21 protein-coding genes and 1 tRNA gene are annotated in these 18,967 nt (G+C 58.0%); 10 read left to right on the forward strand and 12 right to left on the reverse strand.

What is annotated here, in order from left to right:
- Positions 1-164 precede the first annotated feature (164 nt).
- The 5 genes from LCH64_RS06595 to LCH64_RS06615 all read left to right on the forward strand — a co-directional run bounded on the left by LCH64_RS06595 (position 165) and on the right by LCH64_RS06615 (position 3,895).
- Positions 165-1,451 (forward strand): OprD family porin, encoded by a 1,287-nt coding sequence (locus LCH64_RS06595; protein WP_226499805.1) that lies wholly within the window; start codon positions 165-167, stop codon positions 1,449-1,451.
- 231 nt (positions 1,452-1,682) lie between these two features.
- A complete protein-coding gene (locus LCH64_RS06600) occupies positions 1,683-2,429 on the forward strand; it encodes a 2OG-Fe dioxygenase family protein (protein ID WP_003220699.1) in 747 nt (248 codons plus the stop codon).
- Positions 2,430-2,508: 79 nt separating this feature from the next.
- Positions 2,509-2,886 (forward strand): GNAT family N-acetyltransferase, encoded by a 378-nt coding sequence (locus LCH64_RS06605; protein WP_003220700.1) that lies wholly within the window; start codon positions 2,509-2,511, stop codon positions 2,884-2,886.
- On the forward strand, positions 2,883-3,599 hold the full coding sequence (locus tag LCH64_RS06610; RefSeq protein ID WP_003220701.1) for an AzlC family ABC transporter permease: 717 nt from the start codon (positions 2,883-2,885) through the stop codon (positions 3,597-3,599). Before LCH64_RS06605 ends, LCH64_RS06610 begins: the two co-directional genes overlap by 4 nt.
- Positions 3,578-3,895, forward strand: coding sequence for an AzlD domain-containing protein (locus tag LCH64_RS06615; protein WP_003220702.1), 318 nt, complete (start codon positions 3,578-3,580; stop codon positions 3,893-3,895). The genes LCH64_RS06610 and LCH64_RS06615 overlap by 22 nt, the downstream gene beginning before the upstream one ends.
- Here the strand turns inward: LCH64_RS06615 and LCH64_RS06620 are convergent.
- Positions 3,812-4,738, reverse strand: a complete 927-nt coding sequence (locus tag LCH64_RS06620; protein WP_007961685.1) for a LysR family transcriptional regulator — start codon at positions 4,736-4,738, stop codon at positions 3,812-3,814. The genes LCH64_RS06615 and LCH64_RS06620 overlap by 84 nt on opposite strands.
- A 442-nt stretch (positions 4,739-5,180) precedes the next feature.
- Between LCH64_RS06620 and LCH64_RS06625 the strand changes: the two genes are divergently transcribed.
- From LCH64_RS06625 to LCH64_RS06635, 3 genes are all read left to right on the forward strand, one after another.
- On the forward strand, positions 5,181-5,690 hold the full coding sequence (locus LCH64_RS06625; RefSeq protein WP_201136045.1) for a PBECR2 nuclease fold domain-containing protein: 510 nt from the start codon (positions 5,181-5,183) through the stop codon (positions 5,688-5,690).
- Between the two features lie 308 nt (positions 5,691-5,998).
- A complete protein-coding gene (locus tag LCH64_RS06630; RefSeq protein WP_007961687.1) occupies positions 5,999-6,409 on the forward strand; it encodes an MbcA/ParS/Xre antitoxin family protein in 411 nt (136 codons plus the stop codon).
- Positions 6,406-7,086: an RES family NAD+ phosphorylase gene (locus tag LCH64_RS06635; protein ID WP_003220707.1), complete on the forward strand. Its 681-nt coding sequence runs from the start codon at positions 6,406-6,408 to the stop codon at positions 7,084-7,086. Before LCH64_RS06630 ends, LCH64_RS06635 begins: the two co-directional genes overlap by 4 nt.
- A gap of 296 nt (positions 7,087-7,382) precedes the next feature.
- On the opposite strand, the gene LCH64_RS06640 is transcribed toward LCH64_RS06635, so the two are convergent.
- The 7 genes from LCH64_RS06640 to LCH64_RS06670 form a co-directional block, all read right to left on the reverse strand.
- Positions 7,383-8,540: an AAA family ATPase gene (locus LCH64_RS06640; RefSeq protein WP_103520121.1), complete on the reverse strand. Its 1,158-nt coding sequence runs from the start codon at positions 8,538-8,540 to the stop codon at positions 7,383-7,385.
- Positions 8,541-8,778: 238 nt separating this feature from the next.
- Positions 8,779-8,854 (reverse strand) — tRNA-Thr (locus LCH64_RS06645).
- Positions 8,855-9,274: 420 nt separating this feature from the next.
- On the reverse strand, positions 9,275-10,510 hold the full coding sequence (locus tag LCH64_RS06650; RefSeq protein ID WP_226499806.1) for a methyltransferase: 1,236 nt from the start codon (positions 10,508-10,510) through the stop codon (positions 9,275-9,277).
- Entirely contained in the window at positions 10,491-11,180 is a 690-nt protein-coding gene (locus LCH64_RS06655; RefSeq protein WP_003220713.1) for an ABC transporter permease, read from the reverse strand. The genes LCH64_RS06650 and LCH64_RS06655 overlap by 20 nt, the downstream gene beginning before the upstream one ends.
- On the reverse strand, positions 11,177-11,872 hold the full coding sequence (locus LCH64_RS06660) for an ABC transporter permease (protein WP_003220715.1): 696 nt from the start codon (positions 11,870-11,872) through the stop codon (positions 11,177-11,179). Before LCH64_RS06660 ends, LCH64_RS06655 begins: the two co-directional genes overlap by 4 nt.
- 77 nt (positions 11,873-11,949) lie before the next feature.
- Positions 11,950-12,699, reverse strand: coding sequence for an ABC transporter substrate-binding protein (locus LCH64_RS06665; protein WP_003220717.1), 750 nt, complete (start codon positions 12,697-12,699; stop codon positions 11,950-11,952).
- A gap of 13 nt (positions 12,700-12,712) precedes the next feature.
- Positions 12,713-13,486, reverse strand: a complete 774-nt coding sequence (locus tag LCH64_RS06670; protein WP_201136039.1) for an ABC transporter ATP-binding protein — start codon at positions 13,484-13,486, stop codon at positions 12,713-12,715.
- A 552-nt stretch (positions 13,487-14,038) separates the two neighbouring features.
- Between LCH64_RS06670 and gabP the strand changes: the two genes are divergently transcribed.
- Positions 14,039-15,430, forward strand: a complete 1,392-nt coding sequence (gene gabP / locus LCH64_RS06675) for a GABA permease (protein ID WP_226499807.1) — start codon at positions 14,039-14,041, stop codon at positions 15,428-15,430.
- A gap of 70 nt (positions 15,431-15,500) precedes the next feature.
- Here the strand turns inward: gabP and LCH64_RS06680 are convergent, their stop codons facing one another.
- From LCH64_RS06680 to LCH64_RS06695, 4 genes are all read right to left on the reverse strand, one after another.
- Positions 15,501-15,953, reverse strand: coding sequence for a hypothetical protein (locus tag LCH64_RS06680; protein WP_103485282.1), 453 nt, complete (start codon positions 15,951-15,953; stop codon positions 15,501-15,503).
- 6 nt (positions 15,954-15,959) lie between these two features.
- The gene (locus LCH64_RS06685) at positions 15,960-16,373 is read right to left on the reverse strand and encodes a hypothetical protein (protein ID WP_226499808.1); all 414 of its coding nucleotides are present in this window, start codon (positions 16,371-16,373) and stop codon (positions 15,960-15,962) included.
- 28 nt (positions 16,374-16,401) lie between these two features.
- Entirely contained in the window at positions 16,402-17,376 is a 975-nt protein-coding gene (locus LCH64_RS06690; protein WP_045122254.1) for an alpha/beta fold hydrolase, read from the reverse strand.
- A 68-nt stretch (positions 17,377-17,444) separates the two neighbouring features.
- Positions 17,445-18,251: a PDDEXK nuclease domain-containing protein gene (locus LCH64_RS06695; RefSeq protein WP_226499809.1), complete on the reverse strand. Its 807-nt coding sequence runs from the start codon at positions 18,249-18,251 to the stop codon at positions 17,445-17,447.
- Positions 18,252-18,513: 262 nt separating this feature from the next.
- Here LCH64_RS06695 and LCH64_RS06700 point away from each other — a divergent pair, with 262 nt between their 5' ends.
- The gene (locus tag LCH64_RS06700) at positions 18,514-18,963 is read left to right on the forward strand and encodes a carboxypeptidase regulatory-like domain-containing protein (protein WP_226499810.1); all 450 of its coding nucleotides are present in this window, start codon (positions 18,514-18,516) and stop codon (positions 18,961-18,963) included.
- Positions 18,964-18,967 lie beyond the last annotated feature (4 nt).

Here is an 18,967-nt window from a genome sequence, read left to right on the forward strand (position 1 = left end):
CGGCCCAACGCCTGTGGCCAACCGCCATGACTCAAAATAATAAACAGGCCCGCCACGGTTTCTCCGTGGGCGGGCCTTTTTGTTTTCGGGGTGAAAAAAGAGTGCATTAGCGCCGTTTCAGCCGTTCGACACAGCGCGTTTCAACCCGTAATAAGGAAAACAAAATGTTGAACAAGCGAATCAGTCTGATCGCACTGGGGATGTTGAGTGCCACACAGGCCATGGCTGACGGCCAGGCCGAGTCCAAGGGTTTTGTTGAAGACAGCAGCCTGAAAGTGCTGCTGCGCAATGCCTACATCAATCGTGATTACAAAGACGGCAACCCGGACAAAGCCGAGTGGGGCCAGGCGGCCATCGGTACGTTTTCGTCCGGTTTCACCCAAGGCACCGTGGGTGTGGGTGTCGATGCTTTCGGTCTTTACGCACTGCGTCTAGATGGCGGCAAGGGCCGCAGCGGCGCCGGTGGTATCGACTTCTTCAAACAGGGTGACAGCGGCAATGCGGCTGACGACCTGTCCAAGGGTGGCGCTGCGGTCAAATTCCGCGTGTCCAACACCGTGCTGACCTACGGCGACCAGATGCCGGCCCTGCCGGTGCTGAACTACGACAACTCGCGTCTGCTGCCGGAAAGCTACACCGGCACCTTGATCACTTCCAAAGAGATCAAAGGCCTGCAATTGGACGCCGGTCGTTTCACTGCCGAATCGCGCAAAAGTGCTGAAGGCCGTGACAGCGGTGGTCTGAAGTCGATCAACGTATTGGGCGGTAGCTATCAGTTCACCGAACAGTTCAAGGCGGCGCTGTACGCTTCCGACGTTGAAGACGTCATGAAGAAGCAGTACGTGAACGCCAACTACGTGTTCCCGATCGACAAGGATCAGTCCCTGACCCTGGACTTCAACGGCTATCGCACCAAGCTCGACAAGTCTTATGCCGACATCAAGAACACCGGCGGCCAGGACAACAAGATCTGGAGCCTGGCGGCCACATTCGCCACCGGCCCGCACTCGTTCACCGTGGCGCACCAGCGCAGTACCGGTGACAGCAATCTGGGTTATCCGTACGGCGGTTATCAGAACGATGGTCGCCGTCAGGGCGACGGTGGCAACACCATCTACCTGGCCAACTCCTACTGGTCGGACTTCAACGCTGAAGACGAGCGCAGCTGGCAGCTGGGTTACGGCCTGGACTTCGGTGCCTTCGGCGTACCTGGCCTGAGCTACAACTTTGCTTACGTGCGTGGCGACAACATCACCACCGACACCAGCAGTGGCGGCACCGAGCGTGAGATCTTCAACCAGGTCAAATACGTCGTGCAAAGCGGTCCGGCGAAAGACCTTAGCGTGAAACTGCGCAGCTCGATTCTGCGCGTGTCGCAGAAATCCGCCGACTACAACAGCAGCGGCAACGAAGTGCGTGTATTCGTGGATTACCCGATCAACATCTTCTGATGAACGATCCGGTGTAAGAAACATGAGAAAACCCCGACTGGTTCGGGGTTTTTTTTCGAGGTCTTTTCTATAGAAACTGTAAAAAACCCGTGTTTTTGTCATGTAAAAGTTGTTTTTACGCTGCTGCAAACTCCGTTTCAAACTGGGCTTTAAATGCCTGAAATTCTTTCTCATGGACGCAAATTCTCCACCTAATAGATTAGGCCGCTCAACGCAGCGGAGAATTTGGTAATGATCGTTTTGAACAGAGAAGTGGGCGAATCGCTACGGCGCGACAAATATGTCAACGTCCAGGGTGGTGACTTCAATCTCTACGGTCATTTTGCCGACTTCGTCAGACTGACCAAAAGTTGGGAAAACATGGAGCCAGACAGTTACTACGGTCAGGCCGAAGCCGGCATGCGTTACCGTCGTTACAGCGACTTTGAGTACAACCCGAAAACACGTGAATTGAAGCAACTCGAGCATCGCGCGTACGTGCAGTCCAAAGAGAACAACGCCTACGTGGGTGGTGTTGTGCGGCACTTTCAGGATTTCTCCGATGAAGTGATTACTTCACCGGTGATGCGCAGCCTGATCGACACCGATTTTGAAGTGTACAAAAGCGTGTTGCCGGAAGAGCTGCACGATGAAATCTGGCAGTGCCAGATCCATCAGATCCGCATCGAGATCAAACCCGGCAAGCAACTGGAAATCACTCCGGAAGGGATTCACTGCGACGGCTATCCGTTCAGCGGCGTGCACTTCTGGGGGCGCAACAACGTCGAGGGCGCGGAAAGCCGTTTGTACGATGTGCACGAGCATCAACTGGCGTCGACCACCTACAAGGAAATCCTCGATACCACGTACTTCCTTGACCGCGACATGCGCCACTACGTGACTCCGGCGCGCAACACCCACACGCATGCCATGGCTTACCGGCAGATTCTGGCGATTTCCTTCTCGCGGCCCGGGACCGCTTTCGACATTGTTCGCTAATCAGATCACCCCAATCGATGGCGTCGAGTGCTCGACGCCGGTGGTGCTGCGACGCGCCACCGCCAAGGACGCGCAGCGCATGGAGCGTTTCTTCCGCCAGTTCGACGAGGTGTCGTTCTGTGAGTGGCAGGACGCCAAATGCCTGCGCGGTGTATTGATCCAGAAGACCACCACGGCCTATCTGGCCTTCGACGTCGAAGGCGAAATCGTCGGTGCGGTGCTCGGCGGCATGCTCGGCAGCCGCGGCACCATCAACCACCTGGCGGTCAGCCCACGCTATCGCAGCCAGGGTGTCGGCCAGCGGCTGGTGGAAGCGGCGTCGTCTGACATGAAACGGGTCGGTGTATTACGGATGTTTCTGTTCGTCGACGATGCTAACCTCGCGGGCAAGCGATTCTGGACTGCCCAGGGTTTTTGCGAACCCCACGGCGAGCGGACATTTGAGAGGGATCTATGAATGAAACGTCCGGCAGTGCGCCGCTGATGGCTGCCCATCAGCCATCGCGCACGTTTGCCGAAGCCAGCCCGGTGGTGGCCGGTTATTTCACGGTGTCGTTCGTGTTCGGGCTGATGGCGGTCAATGCCGGGCTGCCGATGTGGCTGCCGGTGGCGATGTGCTTGTTCGTCTATGCCGGCGCTTCGCAATTCGCCGCGCTGGCGCTGATCTCCAGTGGTGCTTCGCTGACTACCATTGTGCTGACCACGTTCCTGATCAATGCGCGGCACATGCTGATGTCGGTGTACATGGCCAAGGCCCTGCGCGCACTGGGGCTCAGCCGCATGGAGCGCTGGGCTTACGCGGGTGGACTGACCGATGAGTCTTTTGCGTTTCACAGCGTCAAGCTGGGCACCGGCGCGCCGGTCAATATCCGTTACCTGATCGGCTTCAACCTGTTCTGCCACACCTCCTGGGTGCTGGGCGGATTGCTGGGCGCCGTTTGCGCGCAATATGCGTCGCACCTGATCAAATACCAGCTCGACTACGCACTGACCGCGATGATGCTCTACGTGCTGGTGTCGCTGTGCAACACCCGCAACAAACTCATCGCCGCAGCGGCTGCCGTCGCCTGCATGGGTGCGCTGAGTCTGGTCGGTACTTCGCCATTCAACGTATTCATCGCCACGTTTGTGGGCTGCGGAGTGGGTGTATGCCTGACCAAACGTTCCTGATTCTGGTGGTGGCGCTGATGATGGCCGTGACTTTCCTGCCGCGCGCGTTGCCACTGCAAGTCAACACCGAGCACTGGCCGCCATTCGTTGCGCGGGCGCTGGAATACCTGCCGGTGGCGATCGTCGCTGCGATCAGCCTGACTCCCTTGTTGATCAAGGATCAGCACCTACAGCTCGACCGCCCGGAATTTTATGCAGCCATTCCGACGTTGTTATGTGCGTATTTCAGCAAAAACCTCTTTCTCAGTGTGGCGGTTGGGACGGCTGCGTACATTGCGCTCGGCTCGTTCATGTAGCGGCAGATCGACCACGTCATTCAGGGCCTGGCCCGACAGGTTCGGATTGTTCACCGCCAGACGCACTTCGAGGAAATCCTCGAAACCGGGGAAAATCGTCAGGCCGTTCTTTTGCGCGGCCTCACGAGACACCATGCCGACCGCGTCCATCTGCGTGATCAACGACAGCGTCAGGGTCTCGCTGCAGGAATAGACCATGCGCTGACCGTTCTCGTGATTGCCCAGACCAGCGTCGAGAAAGCGCAGGAAGCTGTGGGAATACGGACAATCTTCCGCAGGACGCACCTGAAACTTGTTGCCCAGCAACGTCAGTGGATCGTTTTCCTGCCCGCAATGGGCACCGACCACCTGCACCTGCACATCCGGCAAAACAATGCTCGGCAGACCCGGACGTTGCGGGCCGATCAGCACCGCGAGGTCAAAGTCCTCATTCTTCAGCTTGCTCAGGTTCTCCATCGACTCGGCGTAGCTGAATTCCATCTGGTAATCGGGAAACACCTCGATCAGGCGTCCGATCATTCGCCGATTGAAGTCAGACGACAACGTGTTGTTCAACGCAACCTTCAATGTGCGCTGGCCAGGCACCTTGAGCGCCTCGACCTTTTCTTCCATCTGTCGCGTGGCAATCAGCACTTTGTCCATGTAGGGCGTCAGCTCCGTGCCTTGCGGCGTCAGCGTCAGACCTTTGTTGGAACGACGAAACAAGCGGAAACCGAACTGCTCTTCGACCTTGTTCAACTGTGCGGCCAAGGCCTGCACGGTCAGGCACGAATGCTCGGCTGCGGCCGACAACGAGCCGGTCTGCACGATGCGCATGAGGTTGCGTAAGGTTCTGCTATCCATGGGTAATGCCCTCTGAAGTGGGCTGGGTATTGTTGTTTACGAGACTGCCGATCCGGCGTCATATGCTGGCTATATTCCAGCACCTGAGCATAGTTGTCGCGGGTTTAGTAGCGAATTGATGTCCCCGCCGATGGCTGGAAGCTGACACAGGATCGGGATCTTTGATGACGTGGGGGTGATTGGGGTCAAGAAAAGTGCCCGGCTCGGACGAGTCGGGCACTTTTTTATGCCCCGGGACTACTGCATTTTTGAGTATTTCCCACACCGAAACGTCACTGTTTTGCACCGTTGTCGGAAGCCTCCTATAGAAAAGAGCGAACGGGCTGATTTACCGCCAATGCACAAGTGGCTGAAATATCAGGTAGTTATTTTCGGGACTTTTAGTCCGAGGCCATGGATTTCCAGGCAATGCCGGCATCCGCGAAGCTAGCGAGTCGATGCCATGAGTTTGCAGGGGAGCAGGGCGTTACCCGATCAAAAAACCTGGAAAGATCTGGGCTTACCGGATATTCGCGATATCGACCCCGGCCTCCTGATTTCTGCAGTCAGAGAGCTTCCGGGTGCCTCGAGTCTCAATGCAGCGTGGGAGCAAGTTGCCAGAGGCTTTGGGCTTGTTCACGGTCTTGATGCTGTTCTGATCGAAACGCCATATGGACCGGTTTTGGTGAAGCATGAGCATTTGCTTCATACGGTGGAAAAGCGCCCGAATGCCCGTGAGCGATTCACCGAATTTGCGCGAGATACCCTGACGAAACCGTTAGAAATATGGCGGGTCCCCTACGATGACGCCTCGTTTCGACTCTCCTTCATCGGCGCCTACAACGCGAGATACCAGATGCTGGTGGTCATCCATGTTGAGCGTGGCAACCTACTCTGGAATTTCATGAACTGTGACAAGAAGGGCCTGAACAAGCATCGGCATGGTGAACTGTTGTATCGACGTTACCGGTAGCTCAAACAAGAAAGGGCAGCCTTCTCAGGCTGCCCTTTACATGAATGTCGCTTGATATTGTGCTCCCTCAAGCAGGGGAGAAGAGGTCTCACCCGAGCGCTGATTTTCAGGTCATCAACGGGGTTCCTAACGCCGACTATTGCCACCTGAAGGCAGTCGGTTTCGCGCTCTTGAGCCAGATTCTCTGCCAGGGAACATTGAGGTGTCAACCTGAGGTTTTGTGGATTTTATTCGTATACGGATAGAGTTATTGAAAAAATTCATATGTGTACTACGCTGAGCTTGCGGAACAGCGAAGAAGGACGACCATGCCTACCTCATCCCCAGCCCTCACCCCGCGTGAACAACTCGACGTCCCCGAAGCCGGGCGCGTCGCGCTGAAGTTTTTCTTCAACCTCATGGAGCGCTGGGGTTGCAACGCCGAGCAGCAGCGCACGCTGTTGGGCGGCGTTGGCAACACCACGTTCTACAAGTACAAACACCTGCCGCCGAACATTCGTCTGCCGCATGACACGCTGGAGCGCATCTCGTATCTGATGGGTATTCACAAGGCGCTGAGCATCATCTTCAGCAACAGCCGCGAGCGCGCCTATACGTGGGTCAGCAGCCCGAACACGGCGGCGCCATTCAATGGCCGGACCGCGCTGGATTACATGCTGGCGGGGAGGGTGGTCGATATCGCTGATGTGCGCCGCTACCTCGACGGGGTGCGCGGTTGAAGGCCCCGCCGCTGGCTGAGCCGCAATGGCCCAAGGCCTATCGGATCGTCAACAGCAGCTTCCCGCCGATTGCGCTGTTCGAAGACGTGCTCGACCCCGAAGACCTGGAAATCGCCTACGCGCTGGAAGCGCTGACCAACGATCGCCTGATCGAACAGGCCGGCGTCCTCGCCCGCGTGCGCCCCGAAGACCGGCTCTCCGGCCCCGGTTCAACCCCGGTGATGGCGGCGTTTACCCACATCGGTAAAAGCAGTCGCTTCACCGATGGCACCTTCGGCGTCTACTACGCCGCCAGCAGCCAGGCCGCGGCCATCGCCGAAACCTGCTATCACCAGGAACGTTTCCTCGCGGCCACCAACGAAGCGGACCTTGAGTTGACCATGCGTACTTACGTTAATCGGGTGGTTAAGCCGCTGCATGATGTTCGTCACGACTTTCCGGATTTGCATCAACCCGATCCAGACGCCTATGGCCCATCCCAGGCGTTTGCCCGACAACTGCGTGAGTCTGAATCGTGGGGGATGCTCTACAACAGCGTTCGCCTGCCGGGTCACGAATGTGTTGCCGCGTTCCGGCCGCCAGCGGTGTCGATTCCGAAGCAGGGCAAACATCTGCGTTATGTGTGGAGTGCGAGCCAGCGCAGGATTTCGTTTGTGTTTGAGATCAGTCAGGTTTGAAGCGCAACAAGCCCTCGCGGTGCGGCGAGGGCTTCTTACTGGCGGCTTACCTGTACCTTACCCGGGTTCTCAGGGCCGGTCCTTGAATTGGCAGCGACGGGTTTGACGGTAGCTGGGGAATAGAGGCGCGCCATCGTGGCCAGTAGTGGCTTTGCCTGGCTTCTCGTTAGAACAAATTTCTCAGGATCTCGCGCCATGCGTTGCGGTACTTCCATCCTGCTTGCGATATCTACTGGTTCGGAAAAACAAAGCCTCAGCATATTCGCACGGGGTTTTTGTAATACATGCTTTTCAGTCTAGCTCCCCTCTATCAAGGCCCGCTCTTCCAGCCAGATCTCTTGAACAAACTGATCTGTAATCGCATAAATCCCATGGCCACGTCGCATGATGATGTTCTCGGCAACCAGCGCAATCACCACCGGTTGAATCTCCTCGACCCTCACCTCTCGCCCGACTGACTTTGAATACTCAGCAGCTGCGTCAGTGGAGAAAATTCCGCGAGCATCGCCTTCTGTAGATGCGATCTTGTTGAAAACGGCTTGAGCCAGGCTACCCAGTAGCTCGACTTTTTCCAGCTCGATGCTCGCCGCGGCCGAGCGTAATGTGCTGGCGATTACTGGTAGGAAAACATCGGGTTCGCCCTCTTGCTGCAAGAGTTGGCGTAGGGCCTTCAGCATTTCTTCAGGTCGATTTCCCAAAGTGTTGAACGCGTCGATAGCGGCTTCGAGGGATGGCAGTTTGTCCTTCTTCACTGTCATTGCGAGGCGGTTGAGCAGGAATTCAACGTAATCGCCTTTCAGCAATGGGTAGGCTGCTGACGTGGCGCCGGAAAAGGCGTGGTTGCGTTTGGCTGTCAATTCGCTGACTTGCGCCCTGTGCGAGCCGGTACCAATAAACAGAAAATATCCCGGCGTTTTCGGGCGAGGATTGATGGCGTCGCGAGCGGCTTTGAGTGCCAGGAGCAGTTGATTGCCGTCGTCTGAGGAAATGGCGTGCTGTACTTCGTCAATGATCAACACCAGATCAGTCTTGGCTTGATCTACAACTTCAGTGAGTGCATGCGCCAGAGTCGGGCCGTCGACGCTTCCAATACTGTCGAGTTTGAAACCGAACTTAAATCCAGCGGCGCCGATTTCAACATTGCTGACGCGCTTGAATGTTTCCAAGGCAGAGGAACCCGGAGTTTGCAGATCTTTCAGGGTTTCCCGGATGGCGTTGTGCACAAGCGTTGCCGGGTTGGCCAGAGTGTCGCTCCATAAGTCGACATAGATGACCAAAGCACCTGCTTCCTCCAAGGCCGGGATAAGGTCGCTCCTCAAAAACGTCGTTTTACCTGTACGGCGCAGGCCAGATAGAAACAGACCTGAGCGAAGACCTTCGTCGAGCACACCTGGATTGAGAAGCTGGTTAGCCATTGACTCTGCCAGTTCAGGGCGCTGAAAAATGCTGCTCATACGATTACACCTTTTTATGTGTACACCATAATTATTGCTATTTCATAATTTAGCATAAGACGGAAATATGAGCGTCGGGTCAAAGCCCGTTCTCTCTAGTGTGTAAGAGGAAGTGTCCCTGATCGCCCGAAGGGCGGGGGAAGGGATGAAGCTATTTCCACTGAAGCTGAAACTGCAAAAATATAAACACCCCAGAAACAACAAAGCCCCTGCATTTCTGCAGGGGCTTTGTTTTGTATGGTGCCGGCACCAGGAGTCGAACCCGGGACCTACTGATTACAAGTCAGTTGCTCTACCAACTGAGCTATACCGGCGTGTGGGCGACGATTATAGCGATTGGGTTGGTTCTGTAAACCCCTGAATTCAGACTATTTTTACGCAGGCGCTGGATCAGGCTTGGCGTGAGCGGCGACGCCGGGTTTTTAGCCGCAAAACCGAGGTGCTACGCGATCAAGCCAGACTGAGCGTGAGGGCAGGATTTCCGCACCGTTCAAGCACCCATTTCACCCTTTTATGTCGTTTTGATTGGAAGCTTATGCACAACGGATCGACGCAACGGCAGTGTTGCAGGGGATTTTGTGGACACGTTCTCATTTTGTGCGCAAATCCCTGTTTTACAGGTTTTTTATCAATATGAACAAAAAATGACCAATGCTGTTTAAGCGGTCTAACGGCCGTGAATATTGGATCCACTGGAAAACCATCAACAGAGTTATCCACAGGCTGTAAAGATTTTAAGCGCGTTCAGCCAGCAGCAGGAAATTACGCGGTGTCAGTGGGGTGTCGCAAAAGGTGCCGAGGCGTACGACATACCCCTGTTCACTGAGGAAAATCGCTCGATCAAGGTTCAGCCAAAGCTCCAACGGTCGTCGGAACAGTCCGCGCAGTAGTTCCAGGTTGCGAACTTCGGCCAACCGCTGCCAACCGGCGGCTTCCAGTGCCTGCCAGTCTTGCGTGCCGATTGTGGATAACTCTTTCAGCGCTGCCAGGTCGCGGCAGTAATCGGCGAAGGGTTTGTCCAGCCAGACGCTGGGCAGGGACGGGGTTGGCAGGTATTCGTCGACGCCGCGCAGTTGCCGTTGCAGCAGGTCGAAGGCCAGGCGCCGGGCCATCGAGGTGTCGCGCTGACGTCGGACGCGTGCGCCGGCGGTGACGGTTTCGCTCATGGGCAGTGCCAGATCTTCGAGCGAGAGTTGTAGGGCGGATCGCATGCCGGCGCAGGACAAGGCCCGGTACTCGTTGCGATTGATCCGGTTGTAGCAGCACGGGGCGATGGCCATCTGCTGACATCCGGCAGCGCTCGCCAATTGCATCAGGCGCACATGCAGGTCGCCGCAGGCGTGCAGGGCGACCGGGGTGTGTTGAGCGCTCAAAACAGCCGTGGCGTCTGCTGCCAGCACATCCTGCTCGACATGCAGGGCGTGCAAATGATGGCGCTGACTTAATGCCTGACCGCTGGCGACCAGCGCCGGATCGTATTCAACACAGGTCAGCTGTTGCCCGGCGCCCAGCAGGCGTCGGCCCAAATGCCCCTTGCCGGAACACCAGTCCAGCCAATGTGTTGGCGCAGAGGCGAAAGACAAGCGGCTGGCGAACGCTTCAATTTGCTGCCACTTGCGCCCCGGCACATCGACATTCAATCGATGGCCTGCCGCTTCCAGCGCATGTCTTGGCAACTCTCCGACTGCGCTCAGCGCAGCCGACAACGCCGCCAATGAAGCGAACGGCTCCGGCGCATCGATGAGATCGGCAGGGTGGTTATGCACAAGCTCTGCATCTTCCAGCGATCGTCCGCGTAGCCACGAAGCTAATTCGGGGTAGGCGGTTTCCCATGGAAGCGAAAGATGAGTGAACGGACGAGGTTTCCACAGCGCCTGATGCTCAATTAAAAAAGCATCCAGCGCAGTGAAACGGGCGAGTAGGTCCTCGCCCGTCAGCACGTGGGAAGTTTCAACGCCCTTGGCAGGCATCGACGCGCAGCCAGCGCTCCAGCAGCTTGAAGCCGCGCACCAGCACGTAGGACATCAGCAGATAGAACACGCCGGCGGCGAAGAAGATTTCCACCGGCAGGTAGGTGCGGGCAATGATCGTGCGGGCCATGCCGGTCAGTTCCAGCAGGGTCACGGTGCTCGCCAGCGCACTGGCCTTGAGCATCAGGATCACTTCGTTGCTGTAGGCCGGCAGGCCGATGCGCGCCGCACGCGGCAACATGATGTAGAACATTGCCTTGGGCTTGGACATGCCCAGTGCCCGCGCCGCTTCGATTTCGCCTGGCGGAATGGCCTGGATCGCGCCGCGCAGGATCTCGGCGATGTACGCCGCGGTGTGCAGGGTCATGGTCGCGGTGGTACACCAGAACGGATCGCGCAGGTACGGCCACAGTGCGCTGCTACGCACCGCATCGAACTGCGCCAGGCCGTAATAGACGAGGAACAGTTGCACCAGCAGCGGCGTGCCACGGAAAAAGAAGATGTAGGCGTAGGGCAAAGCGCGCACGTACCACAGCTTCGAGGAGCGGGCGATGCCCAGCGGAATGGCCAGCAACAGGCCGGCAATCACGGCAATCGCCACCAGTTCCAGGGTCAGGGTCGCGCCCTGCGCCAGTTTCGGCAGCCACTTGATGATCACTTCCCAGTTCATGAAGCGCTCCTCGCAAAGCCGCGAGCGGCGCGTTTTTCCAGGAAGTGCATGCCGCTCATCGCCAGCACCGTCAGGCCCAGATACATGACCGCGGCCACCAGATAGAAGGTGAACGGCTGTTTCGACACGGTCACGCCGATCTGTGCGTGACGCATGATTTCTTCCAGGCCGATCACCGACACCAGCGCGGTGTCTTTCATCAGGATCATGAACAGGTTGCCCAGGCCGGGCAGGGCGATGCGCCACATCTGCGGCATGATCAGCTTGGTGAAGATCCGCCATTTCGACAGGCCCAGCGCCACACCGGCTTCACGGTGGCCCTTGGGAATGGCGAGGATCGCGCCGCGGAACACTTCGGTGGCGTAGGCGCCGAAGCACAGGCCCAGCGCAATCACGCCAGCGGCGAATGCGCTGAGTTGCAGGTCGGGGTTGCCGAAGAACTCACCGAGGCTGCGCATCAGGTTGACCGTACCGAAGTAGATCAACAGCACCCAGAGCAATTCCGGGACACCGCGTACCAAAGTCGAATAAGTACCGCCAAGCCATTGCAGCGGCTTGTACGGGGAAGTCTTGGCCAAGGCGCCGAGCAGACCGAGCACCAGTCCCAGGCACAGGGCCGTCAGCGCCAGTTTGACGGTCATCAGCGCACCGGCAGCGAGGGCCGGGCCGAATCCGTAGAGGTCGATAATCATGGATTTCTTTTCAAATCGCGGCAGGCAAGGCCGGGAGCCGGCGCCGTCGGATCACGGCGCCGGTCCCGCAGGTCAGATCAATAGATGCTGAACGGGAAGTACTTGTCGTTGATCTTCTTGTAGGTACCGTCAGCGACGATTTCCTTCAGCGCGGCGTTCAGCTTCTCACGCAGCGGATCGCCTTTACGCACGGCGATGCCGATCTTGTCGCTTTCCACGACCGGGTCGCCCTTGAACTCGTAGTTCTTGCCGGCGTCGGTTTTCAGCCAGTCGTAGTTGGCGTACTTGTCGGCGAGGATCGCGTCGACACGACCGGAGGTCAGGTCCAGGTAGGCGTTTTCCTGGGTGTCGTAGAGTTTTACTTCGATATCGCTACCGTAAGTGTCCTCGAGCCAGGTACCGGCGAGGGTGGCGCGCTGCGTGCCGATGATCTTGCCTTTGAGTGAATCCTTGTCGGTTTTGAACTCTTTATCTTTCTGCGCGATGAACTGCAGCTTGTTCGAGTAGTACGGGTCAGTGAAGTCCACCGCGCCCTTGCGCTCTTCGGTGATCGACAGCGAGGAGATCAGGAAATCGAACTTCTTCGCGTTCAACGCAGGGATGATGCCGTCCCAGTCGGAGGTGACCACGGTGCATTCGACTTTCATCTTGGCGCACAGGGCGTCGCCGATGTCTTTGTCGAAGCCGACCACGTTGCCGCTGGCGTCTTTGTTGTTGAACGGCGGGTAAGCCGCTTCGATGCCCATCTTCAGGGTCTCGGCCATGGCACCGGCGCTGAACGCGAGTGTGACGGCGGCGGCCAGGAAGACCTTTTTAAAATTCTGCATGCATGTTGCTCCGTTAGCGGTTGCTGGACATGAATTGTTTGCAGCGCGCCGAAAGCGGGTTGTCGAACACCTGCTGAGGCGATCCTTGCTCTTCCACCAACCCCTGGTGGAGGAACACCACTTCGCTGGAGACCTGACGGGCAAAGCCCATCTCGTGGGTCACCAAGAGCATGGTGCGGCCTTCTTCGGCCAGTGCGCGGATGACACTAAGTACTTCCTGAACCATTTCCGGGTCAAGGGCTGAGGTGGGTTCGTCGAACAGAATCACCTTCGGCTGCATCGCCAGCGTGCGGGCGATCGCGGCCCGTTGTTGCTGACCACCGGACAATTGCGCCGGGTAGGCGTGGCGCTTGTCGGCGATGCCGACCTTGGCCAGCAGCGCTTCGGCGACTTCGATGGCTTCGGCCTTGCTCTGGCCGAGCACACGGCGCGGGGCTTCGATGATGTTGTCGAGCACGCTCATGTGCGGCCACAGATTAAAGTTTTGAAATACAAAACCAATCTCGGAACGCAGGCGGTTGATCTGTTTGCCGTCGGCAGCAATCAGTTCGCCATTCTTGGCGGGCTTGAGCTTGAGTTCTTCACCGGCCACCAGAATCTGGCCCTGGTGCGGGTTTTCCAACAGGTTGATGCAACGCAGGAACGTGGACTTGCCGGAACCGGAGGAACCGAGGATCGAGATCACATCGCCGTCGCGGGCGGTCAGCGAGATGCCTTTGAGCACCTCAAGCTGTCCGTAGCGTTTGTGCAAGTTGCGGATTTCAAGCGCGGGCGTGGCCTCAGCCATGTGCGTTCCTCATATATGTTGCGCTCCTGCTGTTGGCGGGCCTTCCTGGCGAGGCGGCCAAGCTAGCATAGCGTTTCAATGGCAGCCAACAGCGCTACGAGCGGTAAGCGGATGGCGTGTGGCAGGTTGTCGCATCGGCACAGCAGACTGTCGCCCCATCAACAACCGAACGGGTGTTTAAACGTGCAGCCCCGTGGGTGTTGCGTAAAAAAAGGCGCGATGTTGCCAGCTTTGGCGGGGTGTTGGAAGCGCTATCCGGCCGAACGTTCCTGAATCGCCCTTTTATTGTGCATCCCACACTTTTTCAGTGTGTTTCTGGTGCGCTCGTTCGTTGGAAAAGTGAGTCGCAGGGTAACGTTCTGGCGAATTGCCATTAATTTTAAGGACTTGCGATGACTGTCCGGTCGCGTTAAAAGCCGCGGGCCAGAAGAGTTTGAAACATTTTGGCGCACTTATTGCGTGCAGAATCTGGAACGCCCCGTTGGTTTCTTTTTACGAGAAGGAAAACCAGACGGGACGGACGCAATCGCTTTCCTCGCAAAGGTAGTTCCGATGAGCAGTACCCCAAGCTCCAATGGCCTCGAACAGGGGCTCAAACCGCGTCATGTGACCATGTTGTCGATCGCCGGTGTTATCGGCGCCGGTCTGTTCGTTGGCTCCGGCCACGCTATCGCTGCCGCCGGCCCTGCTGTGCTGCTGGCTTACGCCGCCGCCGGTACCTTGGTGGTGCTGGTGATGCGCATGCTCGGTGAGATGGCTGTCGCTTCGCCCGACACCGGCTCGTTCTCGACTTACGCCGACCGTGCCATCGGGCACTGGGCCGGTTTCACCATCGGCTGGTTGTACTGGTGGTTCTGGGTATTGGTGATTCCGCTGGAGGCCAACGCCGCCGCGACCATCCTCCATGCCTGGTTCCCGAGTGTCGGCATCTGGGCGTTCGCACTGATCATCACCCTGCTGCTGACGGTCACCAACCTGTTCAGTGTGAAGAACTACGGTGAGTTCGAATTCTGGTTCGCCCTGATCAAAGTGCTGGCGATCATCGGCTTCATCATCCTTGGCCTTGCGGCGATCTTCGGCTTCCTGCCGAACAGCCAGGTCAGCGGTGTTTCGCACCTGTTCGACTCCGGCGGCTTCCTGCCAAACGGCATGGGCGCGGTGCTGGGTGCAATCCTGACCACCATGTTCTCGTTCATGGGTACCGAAATCGTGACCATCGCGGCTGCGGAATCGAAGAACCCGGGCAAACAGATCTCCAAGGCCACCAACTCGGTGATCTGGCGGATCGGCCTGTTCTACCTCGTGTCGATCTTCATCGTTGTGGCCCTGGTGCCGTGGAACGATCCGACCCTGGCCAACCTCGGTTCCTACCAGACCGTGCTTGAGCGCATGGGCATCCCGAACGCGAAAATGATCGTCGACATCGTGGTGCTGGTCGCGGTAACCAGCTGCCTGAACTCGGCGCTGTACACCTCGTCGCGCATGCTGTTCTCCCTCGGCAAGCGCGGTGACGCACCGGCCATGTCAACTCGGGTCAATAAAAGCGGCACGCCTTACTGGGCAGTGATGTTGTCGACCGGTGCGGCGTTCCTCTGCACCTTCGCCAACTACGTGGCCCCGGCCGCGGTGTTCGAATTCCTGCTGGCCAGTTCCGGCGCCATCGCGCTGCTGGTGTACCTGGTGATCGCGTTCTCGCAACTGCGCATGCGTAAACAACGCATGGCCCGCGGCGAGAAAATCGTCTTCAGCATGTGGCTGTTCCCGGGCCTGACCTACGCGGTGATCATCTTCATCGTCGCGGCCCTGACCATCATGCTGTTCCAGGAAGCCCACCGCGTGGAAATCCTCGCGACCGGCCTGCTGAGCCTCATGGTAGTCGCCGCCGGCCTGCTGGTGGCGCGTCGTCGCAAGCTGGAAAACCGTGGTGCGGTGGTGTTGAACTGATCCGCAACGCGTAATGCAAAACGGCCGCTGTCAGTGATGACGAGCGGCCGTTTTTGTTTGTGCGCGGGGTTTATTCGCTCTTTTCTTCCTGGGCATCCAACGACTTGCCGTAAGTATCCAGCGCAATCCCGAAATCGGTGATGAACTGTGGCTCGGTCAGCCAGGCCTGGGCGGTTTCGATGTCCATGCCATCGGCCCACATGCGGTAGTCGATCAGCATGTCGGCGGCCAGGTGAGTGGCAGCCATGCCTTCGTTCTCGGCATTTTCCATGTCCAGCAGCTCTGGATGGTCAACGATGATGAACGCCAGTTCGCGCAGCAGGGTCAGCAGCATTTCGTTGCGGCTGACGGCTTCGGCGTCGCGCATTTTGCTGAACATTGCGAGGGTGTATTCCGGGATCGGCTCGTCCAGATGCCCGAGATTGTCGTCCTGGTCCAGCGGCTTACGGCCGACCATGCGGATGTGCTTGGCTTTGGCCTTGGCGCGTTTGGCGCGTTTCTGTTGCTTGTTCAGGGATGCCATGGGTACTCAGTTCTTCTGTTGGGTTTGTGCGGCGATTGCGTCGGACGCCGCCACATAGTCGGCCTGGAAGGCCGGGGATTCGATCCACGCCAGGGCGCCGGCTTCGTCGGTTTCCTGGGACCACTGGCGATACTCGATCAGCGCGGCGAGGATGAAATCCATCGCGCCTTCTTCGCCTTCCTGCTCGTAGACCAGTCCTAGCAGCGGGTCTTCGAGGAACGCGGTGCACAGGGCTTGCTGGCTGATCTTCTCGGCATCGATCATTTTCTTGAACAGCTCGGTCAGGTCCACCGACTCGAAGTCGATACGGTCATCGTTCGGGTCCAGTTCGACCGGCGTCTCGGTGCGTTTGGTGCGGTTTTGCTTGGCCTTGGTCTTGGCCCGGGCGGCGCGTTTTTGCTGCTTGTTGGCGGAGGCCATGGTGTGTTCCGTCGTGCGTTGAAAGGGCTCAGCTGCGTGGCACTGGCCGCCCGGGTGTGTCGGGGGCCAGCTCGCCGGTTTGCAGCCAGGTCAGAGCGATGGGCCATAGTGTGGCTTGGTATGCGCTGCGAAAAAAGGCGAAATGTCCGACTTGTTGTTCGCCGATGTCCTGCGGCTCGATGCGCAGGTGGGTTTTGTGCGCATGGCTGAAGTAGTCGAGCAGGCGTTCGATGGCTGGAATGGTGCCGTAGGGGTCGTCGCTGATGCTGATCGCCAGGGTGTGTGCGCGGACGTTGGCGAAGGGCAGGCGACCGCTTGCCTTCAGCAGTCGGCGACCGCTCGGACGCTGCTCGTAGCGCGCGGCAGGCGTGCTCCAGTCGCGTACGACGCCGGCGGGCGTGTCCTCCAGCCAGCCGAGGCGCTTGCCCGGGAAATAGCCACAGAACCGCGTCAACAGCGGCATCAGCAGGTGCCATTTACCGAACATGCGCCGGCGCTGTTCGGGGGCATAGTCGCGCCAGTAAGCGAACTGCGCGCCGACCGTCACCAGCCGACGAATGACCTGCCCGGACTCGCCGAGTCCGGCCGCGCAACCGCCGAAACTGTGGCCGACCACATCGATTGGCTGGCCGGAGAATTCCCGTTGCGCGCGTTTGAGCATCGCCTCGAAATCCAGCGCGCCCCAGTCGGTCCATGAAGCCTCAAGGCCTTTCAGGGTTGCCGGGCGTGATTCGCCGATGCCTCGATAGTCGTAGGTGATCACGTCGAAGCCGTTGGCGAACAGGTAATCGGCGAAGCGTGAATAGTGTCGGCAGCGTACCGAGGTGGCGGCGTTGATGATGACTACCGGTCGCTGGATGTCGGGCAGGGCATGGCGCCAGGTGAAGCCGCCAAGGGCAAAGTCATCCTCGGCGGCTTCCGTGAAGGGTTCACCTTGCGCCGCGGTCAAAATTGGCAACCTTGACTGCATATCCTGCATCGCGGGCGTGTCCTGACAGGTCATGGCTTTCCACCTTTGCGGGTAAGTTGCCAACGATAGTCTCGGCGCCGCCCGGCAACAATCCAGAAGGTTTATTCAGTCGATTGAATGAGCAGGCGTTCTTCGATCAAGGCCTGTTCCCGATTGAGTTCTGCGCGTAATTCTTCCTCACTCGGCAGTATCGTCTTGTAACTGCTGGCGAACAGTTGCTCATTGCCCTTGAGCATCGAGTAACGCGCGACCGAATCATTGCTCTCTGCACACAGAATGATCCCGACTGTCGGCTTGTCGCCCTCGTTGCGCTTGAGTTCGTCGTACATGCGTACGTACATGTCCATTTGTCCGACGTCGCCGGCGCTGAGCTTGCCGCGCTTGAGGTCAATGATCACGAAGCATTTGAGCAAATAGTTGTAGAACACCAGGTCGATGTACAGATCGTCACCATCGGTGCTGATGCGTTGTTGTCGAGCGACAAAGGAAAAGCCTTTACCCAGCTCCAGGAGAAACCCCTGCAGGTGGTCGATGAGGGCCTGTTCAAGACGGCTCTCCCTGACCTTGCCGGCCGACGGCAGCCCAAGAAACTCGAGTATGACGGGGTCGCGAATGAATTCCCGAGGATGGGGTTTCATGGCTGCAATGTTGGTGGTGGCTTCTTCGATCACATCGGCTTTGTCTGGATTCATCAGCAAGGCCAGCAACTGCTTGCCATACCCCGCCCGCTGCGCCCCTTGCTGTTCAAACTCGACAATATGCCGGCCGATCTGCCAACAGGTCTGGACTTGAATCGTATCAACCGCACGCAGCACTTTTTGCCGCGCCTGGCGAATCAGTTCGCCCAACTCCCCCAGCAATGAATCGATTTTCGGGTCTTGCGCATCGGTAGGTTTTACCTGGCTCATCGAGTCTTCCGCATCAGTGGAAACAGACGCAAAAGCATGCCGGGATTCGCCGCTCGGCGATGTCGGGCGAGCCCTGTATAGGCGGCAGGAAGAGGGGATGGGTATTGCAGGACGTTGGCGGCAAAAAGTGTTTCAGTGAGTGATGGTCTGTAGTCCATTTCGTACACAGGCCAAGTTCCAATCAATCTAAAACGCGTGCTTCCCTGGCCGGATCAAATAAGGAGTCACGGTTGGGCTCTAAAAGAGTCCGGGAGTAGAGATTATGAAGCGCATTCTTTCATTCATGCTGCCAGTCGCTGCGGTCGCTGTATTGGCTTTTCCGGCGATGCTGCAGGCGGCCAGCCTTGAGCCCGTCGACAGCGCAGGCGTACAGGCTCAACAACAGCAACAAAACGGCATCAACTACTTGTCCGGCGGGATTGGCGTTGATGAGGCAAAAGCCATTCAACAATCCACCGGTTACAACCTGCACATGACGTTCGCGGTGGGCGCGCAAGACCAGTACACCGCTGATGTCGATGTGATGATTCAAAAGTCACCAGGGCAAACCGTACTGACTCTCACCCAAACCGGCCCGCTGGTTTACGTGCAACTACCACCCGGTAAGTACACGGTGGTCGCCACGCGCAATGGCGAAACACGGCGCGATGAGACAGACGTTGGCAGCGGCGGTGCCCGCAATCTGGTGTTCCACTGGAATGACGCTGGATAGTGTT

Source organism: Pseudomonas sp. MWU16-30322 (assembly GCF_020515535.1).
Classification (GTDB): Bacteria; Pseudomonadota; Gammaproteobacteria; order Pseudomonadales; family Pseudomonadaceae; genus Aquipseudomonas; species Aquipseudomonas fluorescens_H.

Excerpts from the sequence above, each read along its gene's own strand:
- LCH64_RS06695 (WP_226499809.1), bottom strand. The coding sequence starts at position 18,251 with ATGAGCCAGGTAAAACCTACCGATGCGCAAGACCCGAAAATCGATTCA.
- LCH64_RS06680 (WP_103485282.1), bottom strand. The coding sequence starts at position 15,953 with ATGGCATCCCTGAACAAGCAACAGAAACGCGCCAAACGCGCCAAGGCC.
- LCH64_RS06625 (WP_201136045.1), top strand. The coding sequence starts at position 5,181 with ATGAGTTTGCAGGGGAGCAGGGCGTTACCCGATCAAAAAACCTGGAAA.
- gabP (WP_226499807.1), top strand. The coding sequence starts at position 14,039 with ATGAGCAGTACCCCAAGCTCCAATGGCCTCGAACAGGGGCTCAAACCG.
- LCH64_RS06605 (WP_003220700.1), top strand. The coding sequence starts at position 2,509 with ATGGAGCGTTTCTTCCGCCAGTTCGACGAGGTGTCGTTCTGTGAGTGG.
- LCH64_RS06630 (WP_007961687.1), top strand. The coding sequence starts at position 5,999 with ATGCCTACCTCATCCCCAGCCCTCACCCCGCGTGAACAACTCGACGTC.
- LCH64_RS06655 (WP_003220713.1), bottom strand. The coding sequence starts at position 11,180 with ATGAACTGGGAAGTGATCATCAAGTGGCTGCCGAAACTGGCGCAGGGC.
- LCH64_RS06610 (WP_003220701.1), top strand. The coding sequence starts at position 2,883 with ATGAATGAAACGTCCGGCAGTGCGCCGCTGATGGCTGCCCATCAGCCA.
- LCH64_RS06670 (WP_201136039.1), bottom strand. The coding sequence starts at position 13,486 with ATGGCTGAGGCCACGCCCGCGCTTGAAATCCGCAACTTGCACAAACGC.
- LCH64_RS06660 (WP_003220715.1), bottom strand. The coding sequence starts at position 11,872 with ATGATTATCGACCTCTACGGATTCGGCCCGGCCCTCGCTGCCGGTGCG.
- LCH64_RS06665 (WP_003220717.1), bottom strand. The coding sequence starts at position 12,699 with ATGCAGAATTTTAAAAAGGTCTTCCTGGCCGCCGCCGTCACACTCGCG.
- LCH64_RS06650 (WP_226499806.1), bottom strand. The coding sequence starts at position 10,510 with ATGCCTGCCAAGGGCGTTGAAACTTCCCACGTGCTGACGGGCGAGGAC.
- LCH64_RS06640 (WP_103520121.1), bottom strand. The coding sequence starts at position 8,540 with ATGAGCAGCATTTTTCAGCGCCCTGAACTGGCAGAGTCAATGGCTAAC.
- LCH64_RS06615 (WP_003220702.1), top strand. The coding sequence starts at position 3,578 with ATGCCTGACCAAACGTTCCTGATTCTGGTGGTGGCGCTGATGATGGCC.
- LCH64_RS06620 (WP_007961685.1), bottom strand. The coding sequence starts at position 4,738 with ATGGATAGCAGAACCTTACGCAACCTCATGCGCATCGTGCAGACCGGC.
- LCH64_RS06690 (WP_045122254.1), bottom strand. The coding sequence starts at position 17,376 with ATGACCTGTCAGGACACGCCCGCGATGCAGGATATGCAGTCAAGGTTG.
- LCH64_RS06595 (WP_226499805.1), top strand. The coding sequence starts at position 165 with ATGTTGAACAAGCGAATCAGTCTGATCGCACTGGGGATGTTGAGTGCC.
- LCH64_RS06600 (WP_003220699.1), top strand. The coding sequence starts at position 1,683 with ATGATCGTTTTGAACAGAGAAGTGGGCGAATCGCTACGGCGCGACAAA.
- LCH64_RS06700 (WP_226499810.1), top strand. The coding sequence starts at position 18,514 with ATGAAGCGCATTCTTTCATTCATGCTGCCAGTCGCTGCGGTCGCTGTA.
- LCH64_RS06685 (WP_226499808.1), bottom strand. The coding sequence starts at position 16,373 with ATGGCCTCCGCCAACAAGCAGCAAAAACGCGCCGCCCGGGCCAAGACC.